22 protein-coding genes and 2 pseudogenes are annotated in these 21,900 nt (G+C 69.9%); 12 read left to right on the plus strand and 12 right to left on the minus strand.

What is annotated here, in order from left to right:
• Positions 1-15: 15 nt before the first annotated feature.
• The 4 genes from ACZ6TU_RS08360 to ACZ6TU_RS08375 all read left to right on the plus strand — a co-directional run bounded on the left by ACZ6TU_RS08360 (position 16) and on the right by ACZ6TU_RS08375 (position 6,044).
• A complete protein-coding gene (locus ACZ6TU_RS08360) occupies positions 16-321 on the plus strand; it encodes a trypco2 family protein (protein WP_467680748.1) in 306 nt (101 codons plus the stop codon).
• A 7-nt stretch (positions 322-328) separates the two neighbouring features.
• Entirely contained in the window at positions 329-4,063 is a 3,735-nt protein-coding gene (locus tag ACZ6TU_RS08365) for a trypsin-like peptidase domain-containing protein (protein WP_469547469.1), read from the plus strand.
• 192 nt (positions 4,064-4,255) lie between these two features.
• Positions 4,256-4,534, plus strand: a complete 279-nt coding sequence (locus ACZ6TU_RS08370; protein WP_467680752.1) for a hypothetical protein — start codon at positions 4,256-4,258, stop codon at positions 4,532-4,534.
• A gap of 241 nt (positions 4,535-4,775) precedes the next feature.
• A complete protein-coding gene (locus ACZ6TU_RS08375; protein WP_467680753.1) occupies positions 4,776-6,044 on the plus strand; it encodes an MFS transporter in 1,269 nt (422 codons plus the stop codon).
• Positions 6,045-6,579: 535 nt separating this feature from the next.
• On the opposite strand, the pseudogene ACZ6TU_RS08380 reads toward ACZ6TU_RS08375, so the two are convergent.
• A pseudogene (locus ACZ6TU_RS08380) lies at positions 6,580-6,759 on the minus strand (IS256 family transposase); the annotation flags it as partial.
• A 61-nt stretch (positions 6,760-6,820) separates the two neighbouring features.
• Here ACZ6TU_RS08380 and ACZ6TU_RS08385 point away from each other — a divergent pair.
• Both ACZ6TU_RS08385 and ACZ6TU_RS08390 read left to right on the plus strand, forming a co-directional pair.
• Positions 6,821-7,807, plus strand: coding sequence for a small ribosomal subunit Rsm22 family protein (locus tag ACZ6TU_RS08385; protein ID WP_469547471.1), 987 nt, complete (start codon positions 6,821-6,823; stop codon positions 7,805-7,807).
• Between the two features lie 83 nt (positions 7,808-7,890).
• On the plus strand, positions 7,891-8,244 hold the full coding sequence (locus ACZ6TU_RS08390; protein ID WP_467680915.1) for a hypothetical protein: 354 nt from the start codon (positions 7,891-7,893) through the stop codon (positions 8,242-8,244).
• Here ACZ6TU_RS08390 and ACZ6TU_RS08395 read toward each other — a convergent pair.
• From ACZ6TU_RS08395 to ACZ6TU_RS08405, 3 genes and pseudogenes are all read right to left on the minus strand, one after another.
• Complete coding sequence (locus tag ACZ6TU_RS08395; RefSeq protein ID WP_469547473.1) at positions 8,211-9,206, minus strand: hypothetical protein; 996 nt, start codon at positions 9,204-9,206, stop codon at positions 8,211-8,213. The two genes, ACZ6TU_RS08390 and ACZ6TU_RS08395, sit on opposite strands and share 34 nt — an antisense overlap.
• Positions 9,136-9,573, minus strand: a pseudogene (locus tag ACZ6TU_RS08400) (hypothetical protein); the annotation flags it as partial. The pseudogene ACZ6TU_RS08400 and the gene ACZ6TU_RS08395, both read right to left, overlap by 71 nt.
• 125 nt (positions 9,574-9,698) lie before the next feature.
• Complete coding sequence (locus tag ACZ6TU_RS08405; RefSeq protein WP_467680759.1) at positions 9,699-9,908, minus strand: DUF6243 family protein; 210 nt, start codon at positions 9,906-9,908, stop codon at positions 9,699-9,701.
• Positions 9,909-10,015: 107 nt separating this feature from the next.
• On the opposite strand from ACZ6TU_RS08405, the gene ACZ6TU_RS08410 reads away from it, so the two are divergent.
• The gene (locus ACZ6TU_RS08410; RefSeq protein WP_467680761.1) at positions 10,016-10,657 is read left to right on the plus strand and encodes a TetR/AcrR family transcriptional regulator; all 642 of its coding nucleotides are present in this window, start codon (positions 10,016-10,018) and stop codon (positions 10,655-10,657) included.
• Here ACZ6TU_RS08410 and ACZ6TU_RS08415 read toward each other — a convergent pair.
• Positions 10,636-11,517: a glycerophosphodiester phosphodiesterase gene (locus tag ACZ6TU_RS08415; protein WP_469547475.1), complete on the minus strand. Its 882-nt coding sequence runs from the start codon at positions 11,515-11,517 to the stop codon at positions 10,636-10,638. The two genes, ACZ6TU_RS08410 and ACZ6TU_RS08415, sit on opposite strands and share 22 nt — an antisense overlap.
• A gap of 210 nt (positions 11,518-11,727) precedes the next feature.
• Between ACZ6TU_RS08415 and ACZ6TU_RS08420 the strand changes: the two genes are divergently transcribed.
• Positions 11,728-12,462, plus strand: coding sequence for a bifunctional DNA primase/polymerase (locus tag ACZ6TU_RS08420; protein WP_467680765.1), 735 nt, complete (start codon positions 11,728-11,730; stop codon positions 12,460-12,462).
• Between the two features lie 72 nt (positions 12,463-12,534).
• On the opposite strand, the gene ACZ6TU_RS08425 is transcribed toward ACZ6TU_RS08420, so the two are convergent.
• From ACZ6TU_RS08425 to efeO, 4 genes are all read right to left on the minus strand, one after another.
• A complete protein-coding gene (locus tag ACZ6TU_RS08425; protein WP_467680767.1) occupies positions 12,535-13,536 on the minus strand; it encodes an SCO2278 family lipoprotein in 1,002 nt (333 codons plus the stop codon).
• Positions 13,537-13,748: 212 nt separating this feature from the next.
• Positions 13,749-14,594, minus strand: coding sequence for an iron uptake transporter permease EfeU (gene efeU, locus ACZ6TU_RS08430; RefSeq protein ID WP_467680769.1), 846 nt, complete (start codon positions 14,592-14,594; stop codon positions 13,749-13,751).
• A 5-nt stretch (positions 14,595-14,599) separates the two neighbouring features.
• On the minus strand, positions 14,600-15,844 hold the full coding sequence (efeB, locus tag ACZ6TU_RS08435; protein ID WP_467680771.1) for an iron uptake transporter deferrochelatase/peroxidase subunit: 1,245 nt from the start codon (positions 15,842-15,844) through the stop codon (positions 14,600-14,602).
• Positions 15,845-15,855: 11 nt separating this feature from the next.
• Positions 15,856-17,004, minus strand: a complete 1,149-nt coding sequence (gene efeO / locus ACZ6TU_RS08440) for an iron uptake system protein EfeO (protein ID WP_469547479.1) — start codon at positions 17,002-17,004, stop codon at positions 15,856-15,858.
• Between the two features lie 256 nt (positions 17,005-17,260).
• On the opposite strand from efeO, the gene ACZ6TU_RS08445 reads away from it, so the two are divergent.
• Entirely contained in the window at positions 17,261-17,905 is a 645-nt protein-coding gene (locus ACZ6TU_RS08445; protein ID WP_467680775.1) for a PhzF family phenazine biosynthesis protein, read from the plus strand.
• Positions 17,906-18,070: 165 nt separating this feature from the next.
• Here ACZ6TU_RS08445 and ACZ6TU_RS08450 read toward each other — a convergent pair whose 3' ends face one another.
• Together ACZ6TU_RS08450 and map are read right to left on the minus strand one after the other, a co-directional pair.
• Positions 18,071-18,718, minus strand: a complete 648-nt coding sequence (locus ACZ6TU_RS08450; protein WP_467680777.1) for a biliverdin-producing heme oxygenase — start codon at positions 18,716-18,718, stop codon at positions 18,071-18,073.
• Between the two features lie 108 nt (positions 18,719-18,826).
• Positions 18,827-19,684, minus strand: a complete 858-nt coding sequence (gene map / locus ACZ6TU_RS08455) for a type I methionyl aminopeptidase (RefSeq protein ID WP_467680779.1) — start codon at positions 19,682-19,684, stop codon at positions 18,827-18,829.
• A 58-nt stretch (positions 19,685-19,742) separates the two neighbouring features.
• Here map and ACZ6TU_RS08460 point away from each other — a divergent pair, with 58 nt between their 5' ends.
• The gene (locus ACZ6TU_RS08460) at positions 19,743-19,973 is read left to right on the plus strand and encodes a hypothetical protein (protein ID WP_469547481.1); all 231 of its coding nucleotides are present in this window, start codon (positions 19,743-19,745) and stop codon (positions 19,971-19,973) included.
• A 56-nt stretch (positions 19,974-20,029) separates the two neighbouring features.
• Here the strand turns inward: ACZ6TU_RS08460 and ACZ6TU_RS08465 are convergent, their stop codons facing one another.
• Positions 20,030-20,632 (minus strand): hypothetical protein, encoded by a 603-nt coding sequence (locus ACZ6TU_RS08465; protein WP_469547482.1) that lies wholly within the window; start codon positions 20,630-20,632, stop codon positions 20,030-20,032.
• A gap of 304 nt (positions 20,633-20,936) precedes the next feature.
• Here ACZ6TU_RS08465 and npdG point away from each other — a divergent pair, with 304 nt between their 5' ends.
• Both npdG and ACZ6TU_RS08475 read left to right on the plus strand, forming a co-directional pair.
• Complete coding sequence (gene npdG / locus ACZ6TU_RS08470; protein ID WP_469547484.1) at positions 20,937-21,656, plus strand: NADPH-dependent F420 reductase; 720 nt, start codon at positions 20,937-20,939, stop codon at positions 21,654-21,656.
• A 4-nt stretch (positions 21,657-21,660) separates the two neighbouring features.
• Positions 21,661-21,900, plus strand: a complete 240-nt coding sequence (locus tag ACZ6TU_RS08475; protein ID WP_467680785.1) for a hypothetical protein — start codon at positions 21,661-21,663, stop codon at positions 21,898-21,900.

The following is a 21,900-nucleotide window of genomic DNA, read 5'->3' on the forward strand; positions in this document are numbered from 1 at the left end:
CATCTCGGGGGACTCATGGACATCGAACTCGCCGACCTGCTCGCATCCCTCCGGTCGGAGATCCACCGCGCGCGGCTCGAAGCGGACAGCCAGGACGTCAAGTTCCGTATCGACTCCATCGATCTTGAACTCCAGGTCGCCCTGGAGAAGTCCGCCGAGGCCAACGCAGGCGTGCGGTTCTGGGTGGTATCGCTCGGCGGCAAGGGCAGCGCGAAGTCCGCGCAGACCCACACGGTCAAGATCAGCCTGACAGCCGAGACGGACACGGGTGAGCTGGTCCGGACCAGTGACGACGTTTCGGACCTGCTGGCGACGAACTAACCGCTGAATGAGCCCTGTCGACACGGCCCGGGTGGCCGAGGTCCTGGTCAGAGGCAGCGACAAGGCCGAGTACGGGTCCGGTTACCGTGTCGCGTCCCAGCTCGTCCTCACGGCGGGCCACCTTTTCGGCGACGAAGCGGAGGACGTCGTCTGCACGGTCCTCCTCGGGGGACGTGACGACCAGTACCCCGCTACGCAGGTGTGGCGGAGCACCACGCAGGATCTGGCGCTGCTGCGCCTCGACGAGCCCGTGCCGGACAGGGTTCCGGCCGCCGTCTTCGGGCGTCTGCCGGAGGGCGCGGGCAGCGTCCCTTTCGCCTCGGTCGGGTTCCCCGCCTTCGCTCTGCGGCCCGAGTCGAAGGGCAGGGAGGGACTGCAACGACGCGAGAGCAAACAAGTCACCGGGTTCGTGCAGCTCGGCTCGAACATGAAGTCGGGGTTGCTGGATCTCACATTCACCACCACCCCGCCCCGTGAACCGGCGCGAGGCATGCCGGACCCCTGGCTCGGCATGTCCGGCGCCGCCCTGTTCGCCGAGGGCAGCGGGACGCTGATCGGAGTGCAAGCGCAGCGACTGCCAGCGGCGGGCACCAACAGCTCAGAGGCCGAGCCGATCGCCACGGCGCTGGCCGATCCGGAGTTCTGCGCCGTGCTCGCCCGCAACGGAGTACCGACCTGGACCGTACCGGTCGGTCTGCCGCAGGACGACGAACAGGGGCCGCTGCGCCCGGTCATCCCGCAGCACGAACTCATCGACGGCTTCCCGGACTTCAAGAAGAACCTCACGCCGGACCGGCTGGCCTTCGTCTCGCCGGGCAGCGACCATCCGGCCGAGCCCGAGAATCTGTTCGTGCGGTTGGTCAACGCGCGGGACACGGGCGTGCTCCTGGTGGGCGCGGCGGGCACCGGCAAGACTCGGACCTGCCTGGAAGTGGGCCGGCTCGCCCTGGACGCGTGCTGGCGGGTCCTGCACGTGGTGCCCGGCGAGGAAGAGTCGGTGACCGTGCGAATCGCTCAGGAAGTGTTCGCGGAGCCGACCCCCGTCCTGGTGGTCGTCGACTACCTGAACGAGGCGCAGCTCGATCTGACGGCCCTGCGGCACCAGCTGCTGCCCGAGGCCCGACGCCGCCATGTTCACGTTGCGCTGCTCGCCTCCGTGCGTCCGGGCTGGCTGAAGCTGAAGAAGTCCAACAGTCCCCTGCTGAACGAGCTGTTCGAGGAGGTGGAACTGCGGCAGGACGACGAGTTCCAGCGGCTGGTGGCGAGCAATGCGCTGACAACCCTGGCGCCAACGGCCATCCGCCGCCTGGGCATGGACCGCATGCTGGCGATCTGCGGGCGCCGCCCGATTGTGGCCCTGCTGGTCGCTCGGGAGATGGAGCGCCGGATGGAGGCGAGGCTGTCCCTGCCCGAGACGGCAGGCCTGCGAGAAGGCGGCGAGCTGCCCGTCTGGCTGGTCAACCGACTCCGCGAGGACGAGCTGACCGTGCCCGGACGTCCGAACACCTACTCCCCTGCCCGCGCCTCCTACGTCCTGGTGGCCGCCGCGGCGGCCGCCGCGGCCTGCCCCCAGTCCCGCGCCCCCGTCATGGCCGCTGCCCAGGCGGCCCTCACCGAGGCCATGCCGACCGGGGAGGCGGTGGCCGACGTACCGGGCGCCGAGGCCGTGGTGACGACCCTCGTGTCGCTGGGCTGGCTGGAGTCCGACAGCGAGGGCGTGCTCTCCGTCGCCCACGACATCGTGGCGGACCAGCTGATGGAGTCCGTTCTCCTGCCGGAGCGGGACGCCACCCCGGATGTGGCCGGCTCGTACGCCATGCTCGCCGGCTGCCTGACCAGCCCCCGCACCGTCGGGCGCTTCGCGGTCAACGTGACCCGTCTCGTCAACGACATGGCGCTGGTCGACCGCGCGGGCCCCGTGACCGCCGTACTCAACGACTGGTTCACCGACCATGCCGACACCGTCGGCCGCATCATGCGGTACGACTCCAACGTCGGCAGCTACGCCCTCGGCGCCGTCTGTTCGGGATCGCCCTGGTCCGCCGCCGCGGTCCACTGTTGGGAACAGATCGTCGGCCCCTGGCTCGCCGACTTCGGCACCGATGTCAACGCCCGCCACCTCCTCTACCGCGGACTGCGGTATCTACCGGACGACAGTGCCCAGCGCCTCGTCCGCACCGCACTGGCGTGGCTGAGGTTCCACGGGCAGACGAACGAGGCGAAGTTCGTGCTCCGGCCCCTGCTGTCCCGGAACATTCTCAGTGCGGGTGACGCCCGGAAAGCCATCACCACCGCGCTCGCCTGGCTCAGCACCGACGACCACATCGCCCACCTCGACGCCCAATTCGTCCTCAGCCCGCTACTCGACCGCACCGACCTCACCCACGACAACGCGCGCGAAGCCATCGCCACCACCCTCGCCTGGCTCGACACGGACAACCACAAAGCACACTCCGACGCCCAGTTCGTCCTCAACAGCCTGCTCGACCGCACCGACCTCACCCACGACGAGACGCGCCGAGCCATCACCACCGCCCTCGCCTGGCTCGACACCGACGACCACATCACCACGGCCCAAGCCGGCTACGTCCTCGATCCGCTCCTTGAGCACACCGACCTCACGCCGAGCCAGGTACGGCAGGCCATCGCGTCCACGTTCGCCTGGTTCAGAGCGGACGATCGCGGCATCCACCTCGACGCCCAGTTTGTCCTAAACTCACTTCTCTCGCGCGACGACCTCACCCTCGACGACGCGCGCAAAGCCATCACCACCGTGTTCACCTGGCTCGACACCGACAGCCACGCCACGGCTCTGGAGGCGCAGTTCGTCCTCAATCCGCTGCTCGACCGCACCGAACTCACCCCCGGAGAGGCCGGGAAAGCCATAGCTGCCGCCCTCACCTGGCTCGACACCGACCACCACGCCGCCATCGTGGGGGCCGAGTTCGTGCTAGGCGCGCTGCTCAGGCGGCTCCCGAGCGAAGAAGTGCCCGCTCAACTGACCGGGTTCATCGAGAAGTGGCTCGACGCGCGGATGCCGACGCCGGACTTCTCGTTCATGAGCAAGTGGGTGCTGCGCAAGAGGCTCATGAATCCCAAGATCCTCAGGGCGCTGCTCTCCTGGGTCCAAGCCAACCCCGATCACGAGGATGTCGTCCCGCGTATGGCCGCGGCCGCCCCGCAGGTGGGCCCCCACCTCACGTCGTGGGAGAGCACCCGCGACTGGTTCCGCGCCGTCGAGCTCTGTCTCGATCACGCCGAAGGGCGCGGGGCGGCGAGCAATCTCAACGGCGTCCTCGACGTCCTCATGTGCCAGCTCGCAATCGGATTCACCACTGGGGTGGGGGCCGCCTGGGTGGACGACTGCATCCAGCGCTGGATCGCCCTGCCGTTCTCCATGAACGCCGCCGTGTTCCGCCCACGCGTCACCATCATCGCGCGCTGCCATGCCATGGTGCTCAGCGGCCGGATCACCGGGACGGAAGCGAGGGAATTGGCCGAGCGCCTGCGCCGGTGGGCTTCCGGGTGGCCCCCCGACGAACGTAAGGACGAGGCCCTCCATTTCATCGACACCCACATGCTGTTGAATCCCGACCACCACCACCACAGGCACCGGCCGACATCACTCCCTGAACCGCGCCCCGGGTCGTCCGTCGACCGTGCGGCGCTGAGTCCCGCACCACAACCGCACCATATCGAGCGGGGAACAGCGGGGAATCACGGTGAAAGCAGTCGATCCTGACGAGGCGATGGCCCGGCCGTTCGTCCAATGCAGCGCGCTCAGCGGGCGCAGAGTTCCGCAGCTCCCAAGCTGAGGGCCTGGCCTTGGGCCGAGGTGCAGAGGGGTCGAGCCTCAGAGGGCCAGCACGCACTTGGCGCGAGCCCTTGAAATACTCGATGCCTTGGACAGCAGACGTACGCGAGACTTCCATCCATGGCAGAACGCAGGGACATTGCACAGTACCGCCGCCTCTGGGAAATGCACCCAGAGCAGAAGGAGCTTGACCTAGCGCTTGGCTTCATGGTCCACCAAGCCGCGACGCTGGAGTTTTTCCTGCATCAGGCAGTTCGACGGTTGGTCGGGGGACGGTACGCAACCCTCGTGACCGCTGGCATGCAGGCTTCCGGCCTGCTCGACGCTATCAAGCGGATCGTGGACGTAGGAGCGGTCTCGGAGGAGGCCGCGAGAGAGATGGCCGAGCTTTCTCAGTGACGAGGTCTGGGATCTCCCTGACTTCACGCCCACGCTGGCTCCAAGATGTACGCAACCGTTTCCAGGAGATGCACGCTACTGCTCTCAGCATTTGACACCTCCACCGAGGAGGGCCGCGGCGCTGGCAACGGTTCCCGGATGGCCGGCCCGATATCCTGCGCGAAGTATGGACTGGAGGTTCCGGTCGGCGGCGGAGACCCAACACTAATGATCACCGGAGTCACCAGGGGGATCCCGCAGCATGACCGGCACCACGGAGGCCCTTGGCGGGTCGGCTGCAGTCGACGATGCAGCACGAAGTGTCACGCGCCCGTTCTACGTATACGCCGTGCTCGCCAACACGCTGTTCCAGCGCGGCGTATTCGTCCTCTTCCTTTATCAGCGCGGCTTCTCCGTCGGGCAAGTGGCCATACTGCAGACACTGCTCTACCTGGTCAGTGGGATTGCGGAGTTGCCGACGGGAGTCATCGCCGACCGAATCGGCAGGCGTGCCGGCATCGTGATCGGCCAGATACTGATAGCTGGATGTCTGCTCGGTCAGGTGGCGTTCTCCAACTACTGGGTGTTCCTGGCGCTGTTCATCGGGCAGGGCGTGGGCATGGCATGTGTGTCCGGTTCGGACACCGCCCTGCTGTACGACCTGCTCGTGCGTCGTGATGCAACGGCCAGCTACGTCAAGATCAAGTCCCGGTTCACCATGCTCGGGACGGTCACCTCGGGAGCCGCCATCGTCCTCGGCGGCCAACTGCAGCAGATTTCCTGGGGAGTCGTCTACGTCGGTTCGGCGGCGTGCCTCGTCCTGGCCATGGTGGTGCTGATGTCAGGGGTGCCCGAGATCCGCGGCGCGGACGCGGTGGACGAGCAGGACGGAGCCGAGGAGCACGGCGACGCCACAGCATGGCGGGCGATGCTTCGGGTCGCCACGCCGGCGCTCGTGACGCTTGTCGTGGTGTCCGGATTGATGCATGCGACTTTGACGCCGTACATCATTTTTACGCAGAAGACCCTCTCCGATCAGGGAGCGGGCACCGCATTGGTCAGCGTGGTCATAGCGGCGGGATTCTTCGCCGGCGGGCTCACTCCATTGCTGTCAGACCGCGCGGACCGGCGCATCGGGTATCGGGTCATCGTCCCGGTGTCTCTCCTCACGCTCGCCGTGGCGCTCGGCCTGAGCGGCCTCGGCCTTGTCTGGGTCACCATCGCCGCGTTCCTGGTCCTGGCCGGGATTCCCGAGATCACCGCCGTGATCGTGGACAACGTGTTCAACGAGGCAGTGCCGTCGCGCCACCGGGCGAGCCTGCTGTCGATGATCGCATTCGTGGAGTCGGCGCTCATCGGCATCGGCTATCTCGTCCTCGGCGCGCTCATGGACGGGTTGGGCTCCAGTGTGGGCATGGCCACCTACGCCGCGGTCCCCCTGCTGGCATGTCTCCTGTGGCTCCCGGTGCTCTTCCGAGGGGCACGGGTGACCACCGAGATCGAGAAGCCCGCCGACCAAAAGGCATCCTGAAACAGACCATCTCGCGCAACGTCCTACCCGATGGCAGGGGCGCTGCTCGTTGACATGTCGCTCCCAGTCAGCGACGGAGCTGTCATCGCGACGATCAGCGCCAAACGGGATGGGAAGAATTTCGCCACTGAGAAAACCTCAGTGACACCGGGGTACCGGGGCCGGCCGCTGATAAAGCGCGCCCGAACGCCGAACGCCGAACGCCGAACGCCGAACGCCGAACGCCGATGTGGGAGATCCACGGTCCGGACGTGCGTGAAGCCCTACTCGCAGTACCGAACCAGGCTGGCGTTCGTCGTCCATGATGAGGATGCAGGTGAACTTCTGCCTGGAGGGCAAGGACCACAGCAAGCCCGCCACCTCGTGCCACAGTCGTGCCAGATCTGGGGGTCCGGCATGGTCAAGAGGGGTTACTGGCGGACGAAGCCGCGCGTGTCAGCTCGGTCAAAGAAGCCCAGGTCAACCGCCCGGCGCCCCAGCCTCTCTCCTGAAGCGGGTGTCGTGTTGAGGTGTGTCAGGCTGCATGGGCTTCAGGGCGTTCGCGAGGTGGCCGCGTCAAGACCTCCGCGAGGGGCTTCCAGAAGCCGAGCGCTCCGTCACCGACGGCCAGAAGCGGGGTGCGCATCCCGCGCCGGGCGCCATCGCGTAGCAGGTCGGCCCGGGACTCGGCCGATTCGCGGTAGCCGTCGGCCATCGCGATCAGCTCCATCCGACCGGTCTCTCCGTCACGGCCGGACGGGTGAGTCCCCGGGCTCGGGGCCTCGTAGAATCGCCGCGTGAACGCCCCCGCACCCCCGGCCGAAACCCTCCGCGCCGCCCTCGCCGGTCTGCTCGACGGGTTGCCGCCCCGGCAGGCCGCGCAGGCGGTCGAGCGACTGATCGCCAGCTACCGCGGGGCCACCCCGACCGACGCCCCGATCCTCCGCGACCGGGCCGATGTCGCCGCCTACGCCGCTTACCGCATGCCCGCGACCTTCGAAGCGGTCCGCTCCGCGCTGGAGGCGTTCGCGGAGGCCGTGCCCGGGTGGGGGCCGGGCGGGCACACCGACGTCGGTGGCGGAACCGGCGCCGCCGCCTGGGCCGTGAGCGCGACCTGGGGCGGGAAGCGGCCCGTCACCGTGCTCGACTGGGCCGAGCCCGCGCTCGCGCTCGGCCGGGAGATCGCCGCGGCCGACCCGGCGCTGCGGGACGTACGGTGGCAGCGCTCTCGGATCGGAGCGGCGCTCACCTTGGAGAGCACTGATCTCGTCACCGTCTCCTACGTCCTCAACGAGCTGACGGCCCCCGACCGCACCGCCCTCGTCGACGCCACCGCGGCCGCGGCCCAGGCCGTGGTGATCGTCGAGCCGGGCACCCCCGACGGCTACGCCCGCGTCATCGAAGCCCGCGACAGGCTGATCGACGCCGGCTTCCACGTCGCCGCCCCCTGCCCGCACAGCGCCGCCTGCCCCATCGCCCCGGGCACGGACTGGTGCCACTTCTCCGCCCGGGTCAGCCGGTCCTCCCTGCACCGCCAGGTCAAGGGCGGCTCCCTCCCCTACGAGGACGAGAAGTTCAGCTACGTAGCCGCCGCCCGCTTCCCCGTCACCCCGGCACCGTCCCGTGTCGTACGGCGCCCGCAGATCCGCAAGGGCCAGGTCCTCCTCGACCTGTGCGAGACGGAACCGTCCCTGCACCGCACCACCGTCACCAAACGCCACGGCGATCTTTACAAGGCGGCGCGGGACGCCGACTGGGGCGACGCCTGGCCCCCGGCACCATGATCGGAGCTCCTGTCAGGTACGCATAAGATCAACTTCGCGCCCTCGGGCGTGAGCAAGGCGTACCACAGAAACGGGAGGACCCTTTGAAGAAGCTTCTGATCGCCCCGGTGGCGGTCGCGGCCCTGGCCCTGGCCGGGTTCGTGCCGAGTGCCTCCGGCACGGCGACCGTGCGGAACGACGACATGACCACCGTCGCGGCCACGGCGAAGTGCAAGAGCCTCACGGCGCTTTCGAACGTCAATGTGCGCAAGTCGGCCAGCACCAAGTCGACCATCCTGCGCCTCTGGTACAAGGGCACCAAGGGCTGTGACATCAAGGGTGTCGACGGCGGCTCGTACAAGAACGCCTGCGGCATCAAGAGCTACCACTACTGGCGCAAGGTCAACTACCGCGGCACCGTGGGCTACGTGCCCAACGTGTGCGTGAAGTACTCCTGACCGACCCAGCGGAACAACGCCTCCTCCGCCGACGCCCGGTCGGCGGGGGACAGGTTCGCGATCTCGATGTTGTGATTGCCTCCCGGGACCCAGAGGACCCGGGAGTCGTGGCCGCCGGGGTCGAAGTACTCGGCCACGGAAGGGTCCTGGGTGCCGTTGACGACCAGCATCCGGCTGCCGCGCCGGCGGGCCCAGCGGTCGATGCCCGGCATGGCCGCCGCGTCGAAGGCCATGGGGATGTCCCGGGGGACGAAGGTGCGCGCCTCGATGCCGCCCGAGTGGCGCAGCAGGTCCGCCAGATGGTCGGTGGGCACATCGCCGTACCCCAGCTGCGTGCCGATCTGGTACCAGTACGGGACGTACCGCCGCCCCGCCGTGTCGGCGTAGAAATGAAGCCCCGCCGTGTCGTCGAGCCAGGTGTACAGCTCGTCGGCCGTCGCCTCCGGGCCGGGGATCGTGGCGACATCGGCCGCGCTGCCCCGCTGCCAGAACATGAACAGCACGCGCAGCACGGCGATCTCGAAGGCCTGGTCGGCGCTGCCGATGATGCGGAAGGTGTCGTTGTTGGCGGCCGCCCAGGCCTCGTAACGGGCGACCATCCCGGCCCGGTCGAGCAACAGCCGCCGCTGCGCGGACTTGACGGCCTCGCGGCCTGCGGGGGTGCCGACCGCCTCGAGGAAGCGCAGGTACGCGGAGTCGTCACGGTCGTCGACGTCGTTCGGGGCCGAGTAGACCACCGTGCCGTCCACGTCCTGGGGGTGGAAGCGGCGGTGGTAGACCGTCGCCGTGCCGCCCTTGCTGCTGCCGGTGGAGACCCACGCGCCGGGGTAGAGCCGGCGGAAGAGGGCGGACGACGCGGTGGTGGTCGTCGGCGGCCTGGCGGATCGTGAGGTGGGCGTAGCCGGTCCCCGCCGGGCGTGACGTGCCGAAGTAGCGGTGTTCCACCTGGAGTTGGTTGGCACCGAGCAGGATCGTCGGTTCGCTCCGCCAGGGCGAGACGACCGCGTGGTAGCCCGTGGTGGCGAGGACCATGGGACGATCGGCGGCGGTGTGCAGCAGGGTGAGGCGCTGCTCGAAGGTGCCGGCCGCGGGGTTCCTGTGGTCGACCGGCCGGCGCAGGCCCAGGACGAAGTGCCGGTAGCCCGGTTCGGCGTCCTGCCGCTCCTCGATCAGCCGCAGACCGGGCAGTGCCCGCAGCGCGTCCGCGATGTCGCCGGTGCCGGGACGGGCCGCTCCGGCCGCCGCCCGGGCGGGCAGGCCGTCGTCGCGGCGAGACCCGCCGCCGAGACGGCCGTCGCCGCCGAAGTGAGCAGTCGTCGTCTCGTCCACACGCGCATGGGGAGTCCTCCCGGGTGTCCGTCGGTCGCGGTGTCACGACCGCGTTCAGTACATCCGCCGGACATCCCGGGAGGATCCCGCGCGCGAGGGGACGGCCTCCCCCGGGCGGGGGAGGCTCACGACGACGCGTCGGTCGTACGGCCCTCCTGTCGTTCCTGCTGCTGCCGCTTCTCCTGGAGCTTGCGCAGCAGCTCCCGTTTCTGGGCCTGCGGGTCGAGGCCGCCGCCGATCCGGCCGCCCCGGCCGCCGCCGCGCAGCGCCTTGCGGCCGAGCTTCTGGCGCGATCCGCCGACACCCAGCAGGTTTCCGGCTCCACCTCGGGTCATGTCGGGCTCCTTCTCTGATCGACCCCCGCGACGAGACGGTTCGTCTCGCGCATGTTCCTCCACTGTCCGCGAGACGTTCCGTCTTGTCAACCTGATAAATTCGACCCATGGCCGCACAGAAGTCCGCCCCGCCCGCCCCCGGCAAGCCCGCCCCCGACGCATCCCGGCGCAGCGAGAAGTCCCGCCGCGCCATCTATGACGCCGCCCTCGCGCTCGTCGTGGAGGCCGGCTATCCGAAGACCACCATCGAGGGCATCGCCGCCCGCGCCGGTGTCGGGAAGCAGACGATCTACCGCTGGTGGTCGTCGAAGGCGGACGTGCTGATGGAGGCGTTCCTCGACCTGAGTGAGCAGTCCCTGCGGGAAGCGGGGCCGGAGCCGTACGCCTTCCCCGACACCGGCGACGTCGCCGCCGACGTCAAGGCCGTCCTGCGCGCCACCGTCGACCAGCTGCGCGACCCGAGGTTCGAGGCGCCGTCCCGCGCGCTGGCCGCCGAGGGCGTCGTCAACGAGCAGCTCGGTCGCGAGCTCGTGGCCAAGCTCATGCAGCCCTCACTCGACCTCTACATCGGCCGGCTGCGCGCCGCACAGGACGCCGGGCAGGTGCGGCCCGACATCGACCCGCGCATCGCCCTGGAATTCTTCATCTCCCCGCTCGCCCAGCGCTGGCTCCAGCACACCGGCCCGATCTCCTACGAGTACACCGACACCCTCGTCGACTACGCCCTTCACGGCCTCGCGCCCCGCTGAGCGGCCCGCGCGAGGCGCCCCGGCGCGTCCGTGATCACCCCGTCGCAGCCCAGCGCCAGCACCCGGTCCCGCTGCGCGTCCGTCACCACGGTGTGCGCCCACACCCGCCGGATCCCCGAGTTCACCGCCCGCACGAGATCCGCGTCACGCGCCTCGTGGTCCACGTCCAGCAGGTCCACGTACGACCGCCAGCGCTCCGGGCGGTCCGTGCGCAGTTGCCACGCCGAGCGCCACAACTGGGCGAGCAGACCCAGGCGATGGGCGCGCCGGGCGACCTCCGGGTCGTTGGAGTTCACGAACACCGAGCGGGTCAGTCCGCGGGCCCGGATCAGGGCCGCCAGCCGGTCGAGACTGCGCGGGTCCTTCGCCTCCAGCATCAGCACGATCCGCCCGCCGAAACGATCCAGCACCTCCGCGACCGTCGGCGGCCGCTCCGACCGCCAGCTGCCGGGCAGCGCGTCCTTCGGGCGCAGCCGGACGCCCTGCCACTCCCGGGCGTCCAGGCCTCGCACCTCGCCGCCCAGGTATGTGGTGCGGTTCAGGGTCTCGTCGTGGAACACGACCGGCGTGCCGTCGCGCAGCAGCCGCGTGTCGAAGTCCAGCACCTGCGCCGTACCGCGCTCGTAGGCGGCCATCAGCCCCGTCATGCTGTTCTCGGGGACCTCGTGGGCGCCGCCGCGGTGGGCGACGTAGGTGATCCGGGGGAGCGCCGCCACGGTCAGGGGGCCGGTGCCCCACTCCAGCGGGCCGGTGCGCCGCTCCAGCGACAGGGCCGGGGCGGCACCGACCGGTCCCGTGAGGGTCAGCGAGACCACGGAAACCGCGGAGGCGAGGCCCGTCAGCGCGATCCTTGTGACCATGGCGACCACGGTAGGACGCCATGTCATGGCAAAGCGTGCAATGACACCCGATCACGGTGCGGAGTGCGCCTCGCCCCACGGGCATATGGCTCGCCCCACCGGTACGTGTCTCGGCCCTCCTGCCCCGGATGTGGGCACTGGCCCCCCGGCGCGCTGGAAGATGGGACCATAGGGCATGCTGTTCCGCACGACAGCGAGGCGAGGGGATAGATGAGCGCGGAGTACGGCGGCCGGACCGGCCTGCAGGGCAAGCTCACCCAGTGGCTGCGCGCCGGGCGCCGGCCGAAGGAGACCGCCGGTGACGGCGGCCGTGAGGCCCTGCTGCTCGCCGCCGCCGGCGCGGGACTACCGCTCGCGCCCGCCGCCCACCCGGTCGGCTATCGCTGCTCCTGCGACCGCGTCGGCTGTCCCACCCCGGCCCGGCATCCGGTGTCCTTCGCCTGGCAGACGCAGTCGACCACCGACCGCGCCCAGATCGAACGCTGGGCCCGCCATCAGCCGCAGGCCAACTTCATCACCGCGACCGGCATGGTGCACGACGTCCTCGACGTGCCCCTCGATGCCGGTCGCAGTGCGTTGGAGCGGCTGCTCGCCGACGGTGTCGAGGTCGGGCCCGTCGCCGAGAGCGACGACGGCCGCATGCTGTTGTTCACCCTCACCCGCGGGACGCCGGAGGACGAGGACGAGTGGTGGCCGTGCGAACTGGACTGCCACCCCGAGACGATGGACGAGCACCCCGGGCTGCGGTGGCACTGCCGTGGCTCCTACGTCCTCATGCCGCCGGCGCGGCTGCCCGGGGAGGACCAGACGGTGCACTGGGTGCGCGGGCCCGAGCATCCGCTGCCGGATCCGCTGACTCTGCTGGAGACCCTGACCGAGGCCTGCGCCCGGTACGTCGGTGAGGACGCCGACCACGCCGGGGCGGCCTGGCCGCTGCGGCACTGAGCCGACCCGGCTCTGTCCTGACCTGACCTGTCCTGGCCTGTCCTGTCCTGGCCTGTCCTTTTCTGCCTCTGTCTACGAGCCTTCCGCCGACGTCATTCCCTGGATCCGGCCGAGGATCGTCACCTGCTGGTTTCCGCTGCCCTTCGGCGGGTCCAGCGCCACCTCGTTGGAGACGAACTCCATCATGAGGGACTGCTTGATCTCGCCGGTCGTCAGCGCGAGAACGTCCTTGTTGGGGACGGGGAACGACGTGCCCGCGTAGGCCGTCTGCTTCTCGTAGTGCCGTGTGGTGAAGAACACCAGTGCGCCGCCGTCCGCCGTGCGCAGGGCGAGGGGCTGGTAGTCGCCGTTCGTCAGCGGTTCGTCGATGTACTGGGTGACCAGGCCCGGCTTCTTGGAGTTCTTCACGCGCAGGGCGCGCCACTGGCTGGTGTGGGAGCCGTCCGCGAAGGTGTCTCCGCCGTTCTTGAGGTAGGCCGTGTAGTCCTGGCTCAGGTCGCCGGGGCCGGCGGCCAGGCCGGTCGAGTTCACGGGGACGGACTCGGCCCAGCCGTCCGCGTCCTTCTTGAACTCCGGGACCTTTCCCGGCGCGACGAGGGTGAGGTACGCGACCTGGAAGGGGTCGTCCAGGCTGCTGCGGGTGAACACGAGCAGCCAGCGGGCCTTGCCGCCCTTGTTGCCCGCCGCGTCGACGAGGAACCAGCGGGGCCAGCCGGCCTTCTTGGGGATCGTGTACTTCGCGTCCGTCAGCTCCAGGGGAGTGTGGCTCGGGTTGCCCTCCGGGCTGTTCGCCTTCCCGGCCTTCAGGCGTGCCGAGTCGATGTCGGCCAGGGCACCGGTGGTGTGGTCGGCGTCCAGGGAGGCGTCGTAGGCCTTGTCGGCCTCGTTGTACGCGGTCGTGAACTCCTGGAGGGCCTTGGCGGCTTCGGCGCGGGTGGTGGACGGGAGGATCTCCCGTTCGCCGTGCACCACGACGCATCCGCTCGCCGTCAACGACAAAGCGGTCACCGAGGCCGCTATGAGGGCGCTCCGGGCGGACCTGCGGAGCGTTCGAGGGTCGCGATCCCTGCTCATCGGGTTCCTTCACCTTCCCCTTTCCGGAGGCGAACCCTACCGGGTGCCTCCGGCGGTCGGGCGGGGGTGGGTGTACCTGGGGAGGTCGGGCTGTCGGGCCTACGCGGTGGTGGTGGTCGGGGCCGCGCCGGGGGTGCCCGTCCCGGAGAAGCGGCACCCCGCCACACCGGGCCGCGGACCCACCCCGCGCCGGCAGCGACGTCGAGTGCCCGTCACGCCCTGTCGCGCACCGGCGTTGTCGTGGTCCGGCCCCGTCCGAAACCCGCCGGTGACAGGAACAGCGCCAGGGTCGGGATCAGGTACAGCAGCCACACCGTGACCTGGAGGACGGTCGGGTCGGGCTGGAAGTTGAAGATGCCCTTCAGGAGGGTGCCGTACCAGCTGGACGGATCGACGGTGTCGCTGATGTCGAAGGCCAGGTCCTTCTCGCCCGGCAGGAAGCGGGCCTCCTGCAAGTCGTGGAAGCCGTACGCCAGTACGCCCGCGGCCACGACGACCAGCATGCCGCCGGTCCAGGTGAAGAACCGGGCGAGGTTGATGCGCAGGGCGCCCCGGTAGAACAGCCAGCCCAGGAGGACCGCCGTCAACAGGCCCAGGGCGACACCGAGAAGGGGACGCGGACTGCCGTCGCTCGCCGCGTGGACCGAGGCCCAGACGAACAGGGCCGTTTCCAGACCCTCCCGGCCCACCGCCAGGAACGCCGTGGCGACCAGCGCGCCCGTGCCCATGGCGAGGGCCGCGTCCAGCTTGCCGTGCAGTTCGGACTTCAGGTGCCGGGCGGTGCGCCGCATCCAGAACACCATCCACGTCACCAGCCCCACCGCGACGATCGACAGGGAGCCGCCGAGCGCCTCCTGCGCCTCGAACGTCAGCTCCTGCGAGCCGAATTCGAGAACGCAGCCGAAGCCGAGCGCGAGGGCGACCGCGATGCCGATGCCGATCCAGATCGGCCGCAGCGCGTCCCTGCGGTCCGTCTTCACCAGGTAGGCGATGAGGATGCAGACGACGAGGCTCGCTTCCAGTCCCTCGCGCAGGCCGATCAGGTAGTTGGAGAACAACGGGCTCAGACCTCCTTGGAGAACAGCGTCCGGCCCCACCAGTCGTCCTTGTCACGGACGCCCGGCGGGATGGCGAAGAGCGCCGAACCCACGTGCTGGATGTACTCGTTGAGCGCGTCCGTGGCCAGGTTGCGCTGGATCGGGATGAAGCCCTCGCGGACGTCCCGCTGGTAGGCCAGGAAGAACAGGCCCGCGTCCAGGCGGCCCAGTCCGTCCGTGCCGTCGGTGAAGGAGTAGCCGCGGCGCAGGATCGTCGACCCGTGGTTGGCGTCGGGGTGCGCGAGCCGGACGTGCGCGTCGGGCTTCATGGCCTTCAGGAACGGCTCGTCGCGCTCCTTCGCCTTGCCGACCGGGGCGCCCTCGCCCTTGTCACGGCCGAAGATGTCCTCCTGCTCCTGGAGCGAGGTGCGGTCCCAGGTCTCGATGTGCATGCGGATGCGGCGGGCGACGAGGTAGGAGCCGTTCGTCATCCAGGACGGGCCGTCCTTCTCGGCCACCCACACGAACTTCTTCAGCCGGTCCGTCTCCGTGCCCGCGATGTTGCGGGTGCCGTCCTTGAAGCCCATCAGGTTGCGTGGCGTCTGTGCCTCGGGCGTCGTCGACGACGTCTTGCCGAAGCCGAGCTGCGACCAGCGGATGACGACCTTGCCGAAGCCGATGCGGGCCAGGTTGCGGATGGCGTGCACGGCGACCTGCGGGTCGTCCGCGCAGGCCTGGACGCACAGGTCGCCTCCGCTGCGGTTCTTGTCCAGGTTGTCGCCCGCGAACTTCGGCAGATCCACCAGGGCGGCCGGTCGTTGTTCCGCCAGGCCGAACTTCTCGAACAGACTCGGGCCGAAGCCGATCGTGAGGGTCAGGCGGGAGGGCTTGAGGTCCAGGGCCTCGCCGGTGTCGTCCGGGGGTGCCTCGGGCAGGCCGCCATAGCCGCCTTCGCCGACAGGGTGCCCGGCCGCCATGCGGCGGGCGGCCTGCGTCCAGTCCTTCAGCAACTGGACGAACTCCGCGCGGTCGTCGGTCGTCACGTCGAACGCGGCGAAGTGCAGCCGGTCCTGGACGGGGGTGGCGATGCCCGCCTGGTGCGGGCCGTGGAAGGCGATCGCGGTTCCGGCCCCCGGCGCGGAGTCGTCGTCGGTGCGGGCCATGGCCACCGCTCCGCCCGCCGCGGCGGCGCCGAGTGCCAGACCCGCGCCGCCCCAGCCGAGCAGGGAGCGCCGGGAGGGAGACGGCGTGCCGATGTCGTTGTCCGTCATGGGCGCGGCCTCTACTTCGCGACTGCGGCAGCGAGCTTCGACAGGGGCTCCGCCAGCGCGTTGACCGCGTCGGAGAGCTCCTTCCGGTCGGCCTTGCCGACCTTGTCGTACGAGGTGAAGTCGTACGACGTCGTGTCCGGGCGGTACTTGTCGAGCAGCGTGTCCAGGGCGGCGAACTGCCTGTCCAGTTCCGTGGTGAGGGCCTTGTCGTTCTCCTGCGCGACCGGCTTGAGCAGCTCGTACGCCTTCTGCGCGCCCTCGACGTTGGCCTTGAAGTCGACCAGGTCGGTGTGCGAGTAGCGCTCCTCCTCGCCGGTGACCTTGCCGGTGGCGACCTCGTCGAGGAGTTCCTTGGCGCCGTTGGCCATCGAGGTCGGGGTGATGTCGGCCTTGCCGACCCGCTCCTGCCAGTCCTTCAGGTCGGTGATGAGCTGGTCGGCGAGCTTCTTCTCCCGGTCGCCGATCTTCTTGTCCTGCCAGAGGGCCTTCTCCAGGCGGTGCCAGCCGGTCCAGTCCGTGGCGGGGTCCTGGCCGTCCTCCAGGCCGTCCTCGCGGACATCGACCTTGGGGTCGATGTCGCCGAAGGACTCGGCGACCGGCTCGGTGCGTTCCCAGCCGATGCGGGAGGGGGCGTACGCCTTCTTCGCGGCTTCCAGGTCGCCGTCCTTGACGGCCCGGGCGAAGGCTTCGGCCTTGGGCAGGGTCTCGTCGGCCTGCTCTTGCGTGTAGGCGCGGTAGGCCGCCACGGCCTCGTCCAGGCGCGGGTCGCGCTTGACCGCCTTGCCGCCGGTGGCCTTGACGGCCTGGCGGATGCCCTTGCCCTTCATGCCGGGCTTGCAGGCGATCTGGTAGTCGCCGGCCTTCACCTCCGCGGTGACCCGCTGCTTGGTTCCGGGGCCTATGTTCTCGCGCTCGGTGACCACGCGGTCGTCGGGGAAGAGCACGTAGACCTCGGTGACCTTGGAACCCTTGTTCTCCACGGCCAGTTCGACGTGCCCGGCAGGGAACTCCTTCTTGGACACCTCGCACTTGTCGTCCGTGGCCGTCACCTGGACCACGTGGTCACCGTCCTTCGCGCTGCTCTTCTCCGTGCAGCCGGTGACGACGGTCAGAACCGCCGCGGCGGCGATCGCGACGGAAACGGGGCTGGCGGGTCGCATGCGGGCTCCAGGAGGACGGGGAAGGTGAGGCTCACCTAAGGTATAGAGGGATTGCCTAAGTGGCTCAAAATCGCCCCCATAAAGCGGTCAAGGGAAGGTCAAAGGTCGCGTCTCGGGGTGATGGGGAGCGCTTCCGTACGCGGGTTTCGGAAGAACCTCCACCGACCGGTCGTAGACCTCGGGGCCTCCGTGACCGCCCGGTCGTCGTCGGCCACTTGGGACGACCTGGCCGCCCGGACGATGTTTGAATGCCCCCGTGACTGACTACGACGTGCTCCGCGTCTTCTGCGGGCCGAACGGCGGATACGGCAACGAACTCGGTGTCGTGCGCGAGGGTTCGGTGCTGCCCGAGCGGAGTGACCGGCAGGCGTTCGCCGCGAAACTCGGGTTCAGTGAGACCGTGTTCGTCGACGACCCCGAGCGCGGTGTGATCGACATCTACACGCCCACCCTGCGCCTGCCCTTCGCCGGGCACCCGTGCGTCGGGACGGCCTGGCTGCTCGACGTGCCAGAGCTGGTCACGCCCGCCGGGGTGGTCGGTGCCCGGCAGGACGGGGAGTTCTGCTGGATCGAGGCGCGGGCGGAGTGGGTGCCGGAGCGCACCCTGCGGCAGTACGGCAGCGCCGCCGAGGTCGACGACCTGGCCGTGCCGCCACCGGGGGAGTGGGTGTACGCCTGGGCGTGGGAGGACGAGCCCGCCGGACGGGTGCGGGCCCGGGCCTTCCCCGGACGCGGCGACGGGATCGACGAGGACGAGGCGACCGGGGCGGCGGCCCTGCTGCTCACCGACCGGCTCGGCCGGGCCCTCAACATCACCCAGGGCGCGGGCTCCCAGATCCTGACCGCGCCCCAGCCGGGCGGATGGACCGAGGTCGGCGGCCGGGTCCGTCTCGAACGCTGACCCGAGCGGTGCGCGTCCCTACGGGTGGACCAGCGCATGTGCGGTACCGAACGGGGACCTCTGGGCGTGACCCCTCACCCTTCGCGAGAGGAGCCCCGGTGCGCATCCGGTCCGCTCTGGCCGCAGCCGCCCCGACCGCCGCCGTCACTGTGTCTCCGGGGCCGCTCACGCCGACAGCGGGAACTCCTCGCCCAGCGCCTGGAACACCGCGTTGTTCAGCGCGTACGCCCGCTTGCACTCGGACACGATCCGCTGCCGCTCCAGTTCGTCACCGGGTACCGCGTCCAGCAGCTCCCAGTAACCCCGCTTGAAGGCGGCCGGGTTGGGGATCTGCTCGAACACGTAGAAACGGACCCCGTCGCCCTTCTTCGGGAAGCCCCACGTCCTCTCGGCCGTATCGCGGATGATCTGCCCGCCGGAGAGGTCGCCGAGGTAGCGGGTGTAGTGGTGGGCGACGTAGCCGGCAGGCCAGGTACGGGCGCAGTCGGAGATCCGCCGCGCGTACTCCTGGGTGGCGGGCAGCGCGCTGACGCCCGATCGCCAGTCGGGGCCGCGCAGGTACTCCAGGTCCTGTTCCAGCGAGGCCATCCGGAACAGTTCCGGGCGGACGAAGGGACCGGCCACCGGGTCCCCGGCCAGGCGCTCGGCGCCGGACTCCAGTGCCCCGTACACGAACCACAGCTGCTCCGTGTAGCGGGCGAACGCGTCGACCCCCAGTTTGTGCCCCAGCAGGTCGCTCATGAACGTCGAGCCCCTGACCTCCTCGTGCTGCTCGCGGGAAGCGGTCCGGATGACGGTCGAGAAGGATTCCATGGGCCCACTTTCTGTTCCCGACGTCGTGTCGGTAAAAACCGTACTCCGGAACCATGGAAAAAGCCCGCCCTCCGAGGAGAGCGGGCCATCAGGGGCGGGGGCGGCGTGCTACGGCAGCGTGAGGACCTCCGCGCCCGACTCCGTCACCACCAGCGTGTGCTCGAACTGGGCCGTCCGCTTCCGGTCCTTTGTCACGACCGTCCAGCCGTCGTCCCACATGTCGTACTCGTGCGTCCCGAGCGTCAGCATCGGCTCGATCGTGAACGTCATCCCGGGCTGGATGACCGTCGTCGCGTGCGGGCTGTCGTAGTGCGGGATGATCAGACCCGAGTGGAACGAGCTGTTGATGCCGTGGCCGGTGAAGTCCCGGACCACCCCGTAGCCGAAGCGCTTGGCATACGACTCGATGACCCGGCCGATGATGTTGATCTGCCGGCCCGGCTTGACCGCCTTGATCGCCCGGTCGAGGGACTCCCGGGTCCGCTCCACCAGCAGCCGCGACTCCTCGTCGACGTCACCGACCAGGTAGGTCGCGTTGTTGTCGCCGTGCACGCCGCCGATGTACGCCGTCACGTCGAGGTTGACGATGTCGCCGTCGCGCAGGACCGTCGAGTCCGGGATGCCGTGGCAGATGACCTCGTTGACCGAGGTGCACAGCGACTTCGGGAAGCCCCGGTAGCCGAGCGTCGAAGGGTAGGCGCCGTGGTCGCACATGTACTCGTGCGCCACCCTGTCCAGTTCGTCCGTGGTCACCCCGGGGGCGATCAGCTTCGCGGCCTCCGCCATCGCCCGGGCGGCGATCCGGCCGGCGATCCGCATCGCCTCGATCGTCTCGGGCGTCTGCACCTCCGGTCCGGTGTACGGCGTCGGCGCGGGTTTGCCGACGTACTCGGGGCGGCGGATGTTTCCGGGCACGGGACGGGTGGGGGACAGCTCCCCCGGTACGAGCAGCGACTGGCCAGACATGCCAGCGAGTCTAACCAGCGGCCATGGGGGAACATGTCGATGGCGAGAGGAGCTGGTCATGGCCCTGTTCAAGAAGCGCACGGTCGGCAAGCCGGGTGAGTGGTACTACTGCCTGGAGCACAAGAAGGTCGAGGAGGGGCCGGAGTGCCCCAACAAGGACCGGTTCGGGCCGTACGTCTCCCGTCCGGAAGCCGAACACGCGATGGAGACCGCCCGCGCACGCAACCTCCAGTGGGAGAACGACCCCAAGTGGCACGACGCCCCGGCGGGCGGCCGGAACGACGAGTAGGCGCACCCTCGCGGCTGCGCGCCGGTCGCGCAGCCGCACCACCGGCGAAGCCGGCCCTACCAGCGCGCCGGCGGAGGGGCCGTCAGGTGTTCCGCCAGTCTCGCCACCCTGTCCCGGAAGCGGCGGCGGCCACGTGGCGCCGGTAGGGCGTTCTCCCCGGCCGCCGCGCTGACCAGGTGCTGGACCGTGTCCAGGTCCAGCTCCGAGCCGTCGGGGACGGCCAGGGTCTCATGGGCCATCGCCGGCAGCTCGCCCTCACCGGGGCCGAGGGACAGCACCGTCGCCCCGGCGCGCCGGGCGTCGGACACCCGTTCAAGGAGGGGTGCGGCAGGCGCCTCGGGGGACACCACCAGCAGCGTCTCGCCCCGCCGGGCCGCCTCCAGCCGCCCGAGGCCGACCGCCAGATGCGCCGGGTCCGAGAGACGCGCGTCATGCCGTACCAGCGTCGGGGCCAGCTCCGGTGTGCCCGACCACGCCGCCTCGTCCACCAGATGCGCCGCCAGGTGCCACGGCTCGTACTCCGGCGTGCCCACGAGCAGCAGCCCGCCGCCGTGCGACACCACCGACCCCCGCAGCGCACCGGCGAACCGCCGCGTGGCGCCCAGCCACTCCGTCCCGGAGAGCACTTCCCGCAGCAGCGCGACCCGTACGGCATCCATACGACCGCAGCCTGCCCCAACCGGTCACTCGTGATGTGGAATTCACCACGAATTCGCCCGGCTCGGGCAGGTGGACCGGTCATCCGTTCCGTCGTCGAACATCCGGAGCGCGACGACGGCGGTCTCACCTGGTCCGCGCCGAAGGACACCACCCAGGACGCCAGGAAGCCGCACCGGCACGGGCCCCCGCGCCTCCACCGGCGGCGGCACCACCCTCGGTGCCCACGAGACCAGCACCTTCCGCCGGGTGCCCGTGACGGAGCTGACCTGAGCCGATGACGGCGGCGGACGTAAAGTCGGGGCCATGACCTCTACCGACAGTGCTGTCACCGACAACGCCCAGAAGGCCCCCGCCAAGGACCCCTGGGACCTGCCCGACGTCTCCGGACTCGTCGTCGGGGTGCTCGGCGGGACCGGGCCGCAGGGCAAGGGCCTCGCCTACCGGCTCGCCCGGGCCGGACAGAAGGTGATCATCGGCTCGCGGGCGGCCGAGCGCGCCCAGGCCGCCGCTGAGGAACTCGGACACGGCGTCGAGGGCGCCGACAACGCCGAGACCGCGCGCCGCAGCGACATCGTGATCGTCGCCGTGCCGTGGGACGGCCACGGCAAGACCCTCGAATCCCTGCGCGAGGAACTGGCCGGCAAGCTCGTCGTCGACTGCGTCAACCCGCTCGGCTTCGACAAGAAGGGCGCCTTCGCGCTCAAGCCCGAGGAGGGCAGCGCCGCCGAGCAGGCCGCCGCCCTGCTGCCGGACTCCCGGGTCACGGCCGCCTTCCACCACCTGTCGGCCGTGCTGCTCCAGGACCCGGAGATCGACGAGATCGACACCGACGTGATGGTGCTCGGCGAGGTCCGCGCCGACGTCGAGATCGTGCAGGCCCTCGCCGGGCGCATCCCCGGTATGCGCGGTATCTTCGCCGGGCGGCTGCGCAACGCCCACCAGGTGGAGTCGCTGGTGGCGAACCTGATCTCCGTGAACCGCCGGTACAAGGCGCACGCGGGGCTCCGCGTCACGGACGTATGACGGCATGGGGGACACTGGACGGCACCAGCAGTGCCCGCAGTGTCCCCCGACAGGAGTCGACCCGATGCCCCGCCTCGCCCTCTACGCCCTGATCGTCTGCGTCCTCGCCGTGGCCGCGGCCGTGGTCTCCTTCACGCGGGGCAGCTTCCTGGGGATCGTCTGGGTGCTGCTGGCGGGCCTGTCGTCCAACATGTGCTGGTACTACGTGAAGCGCGGCAAGCAGGAGAAGTCCGTCACGGGCTGA

Source organism: Streptomyces sp. NPDC052064, assembly GCF_055585925.1.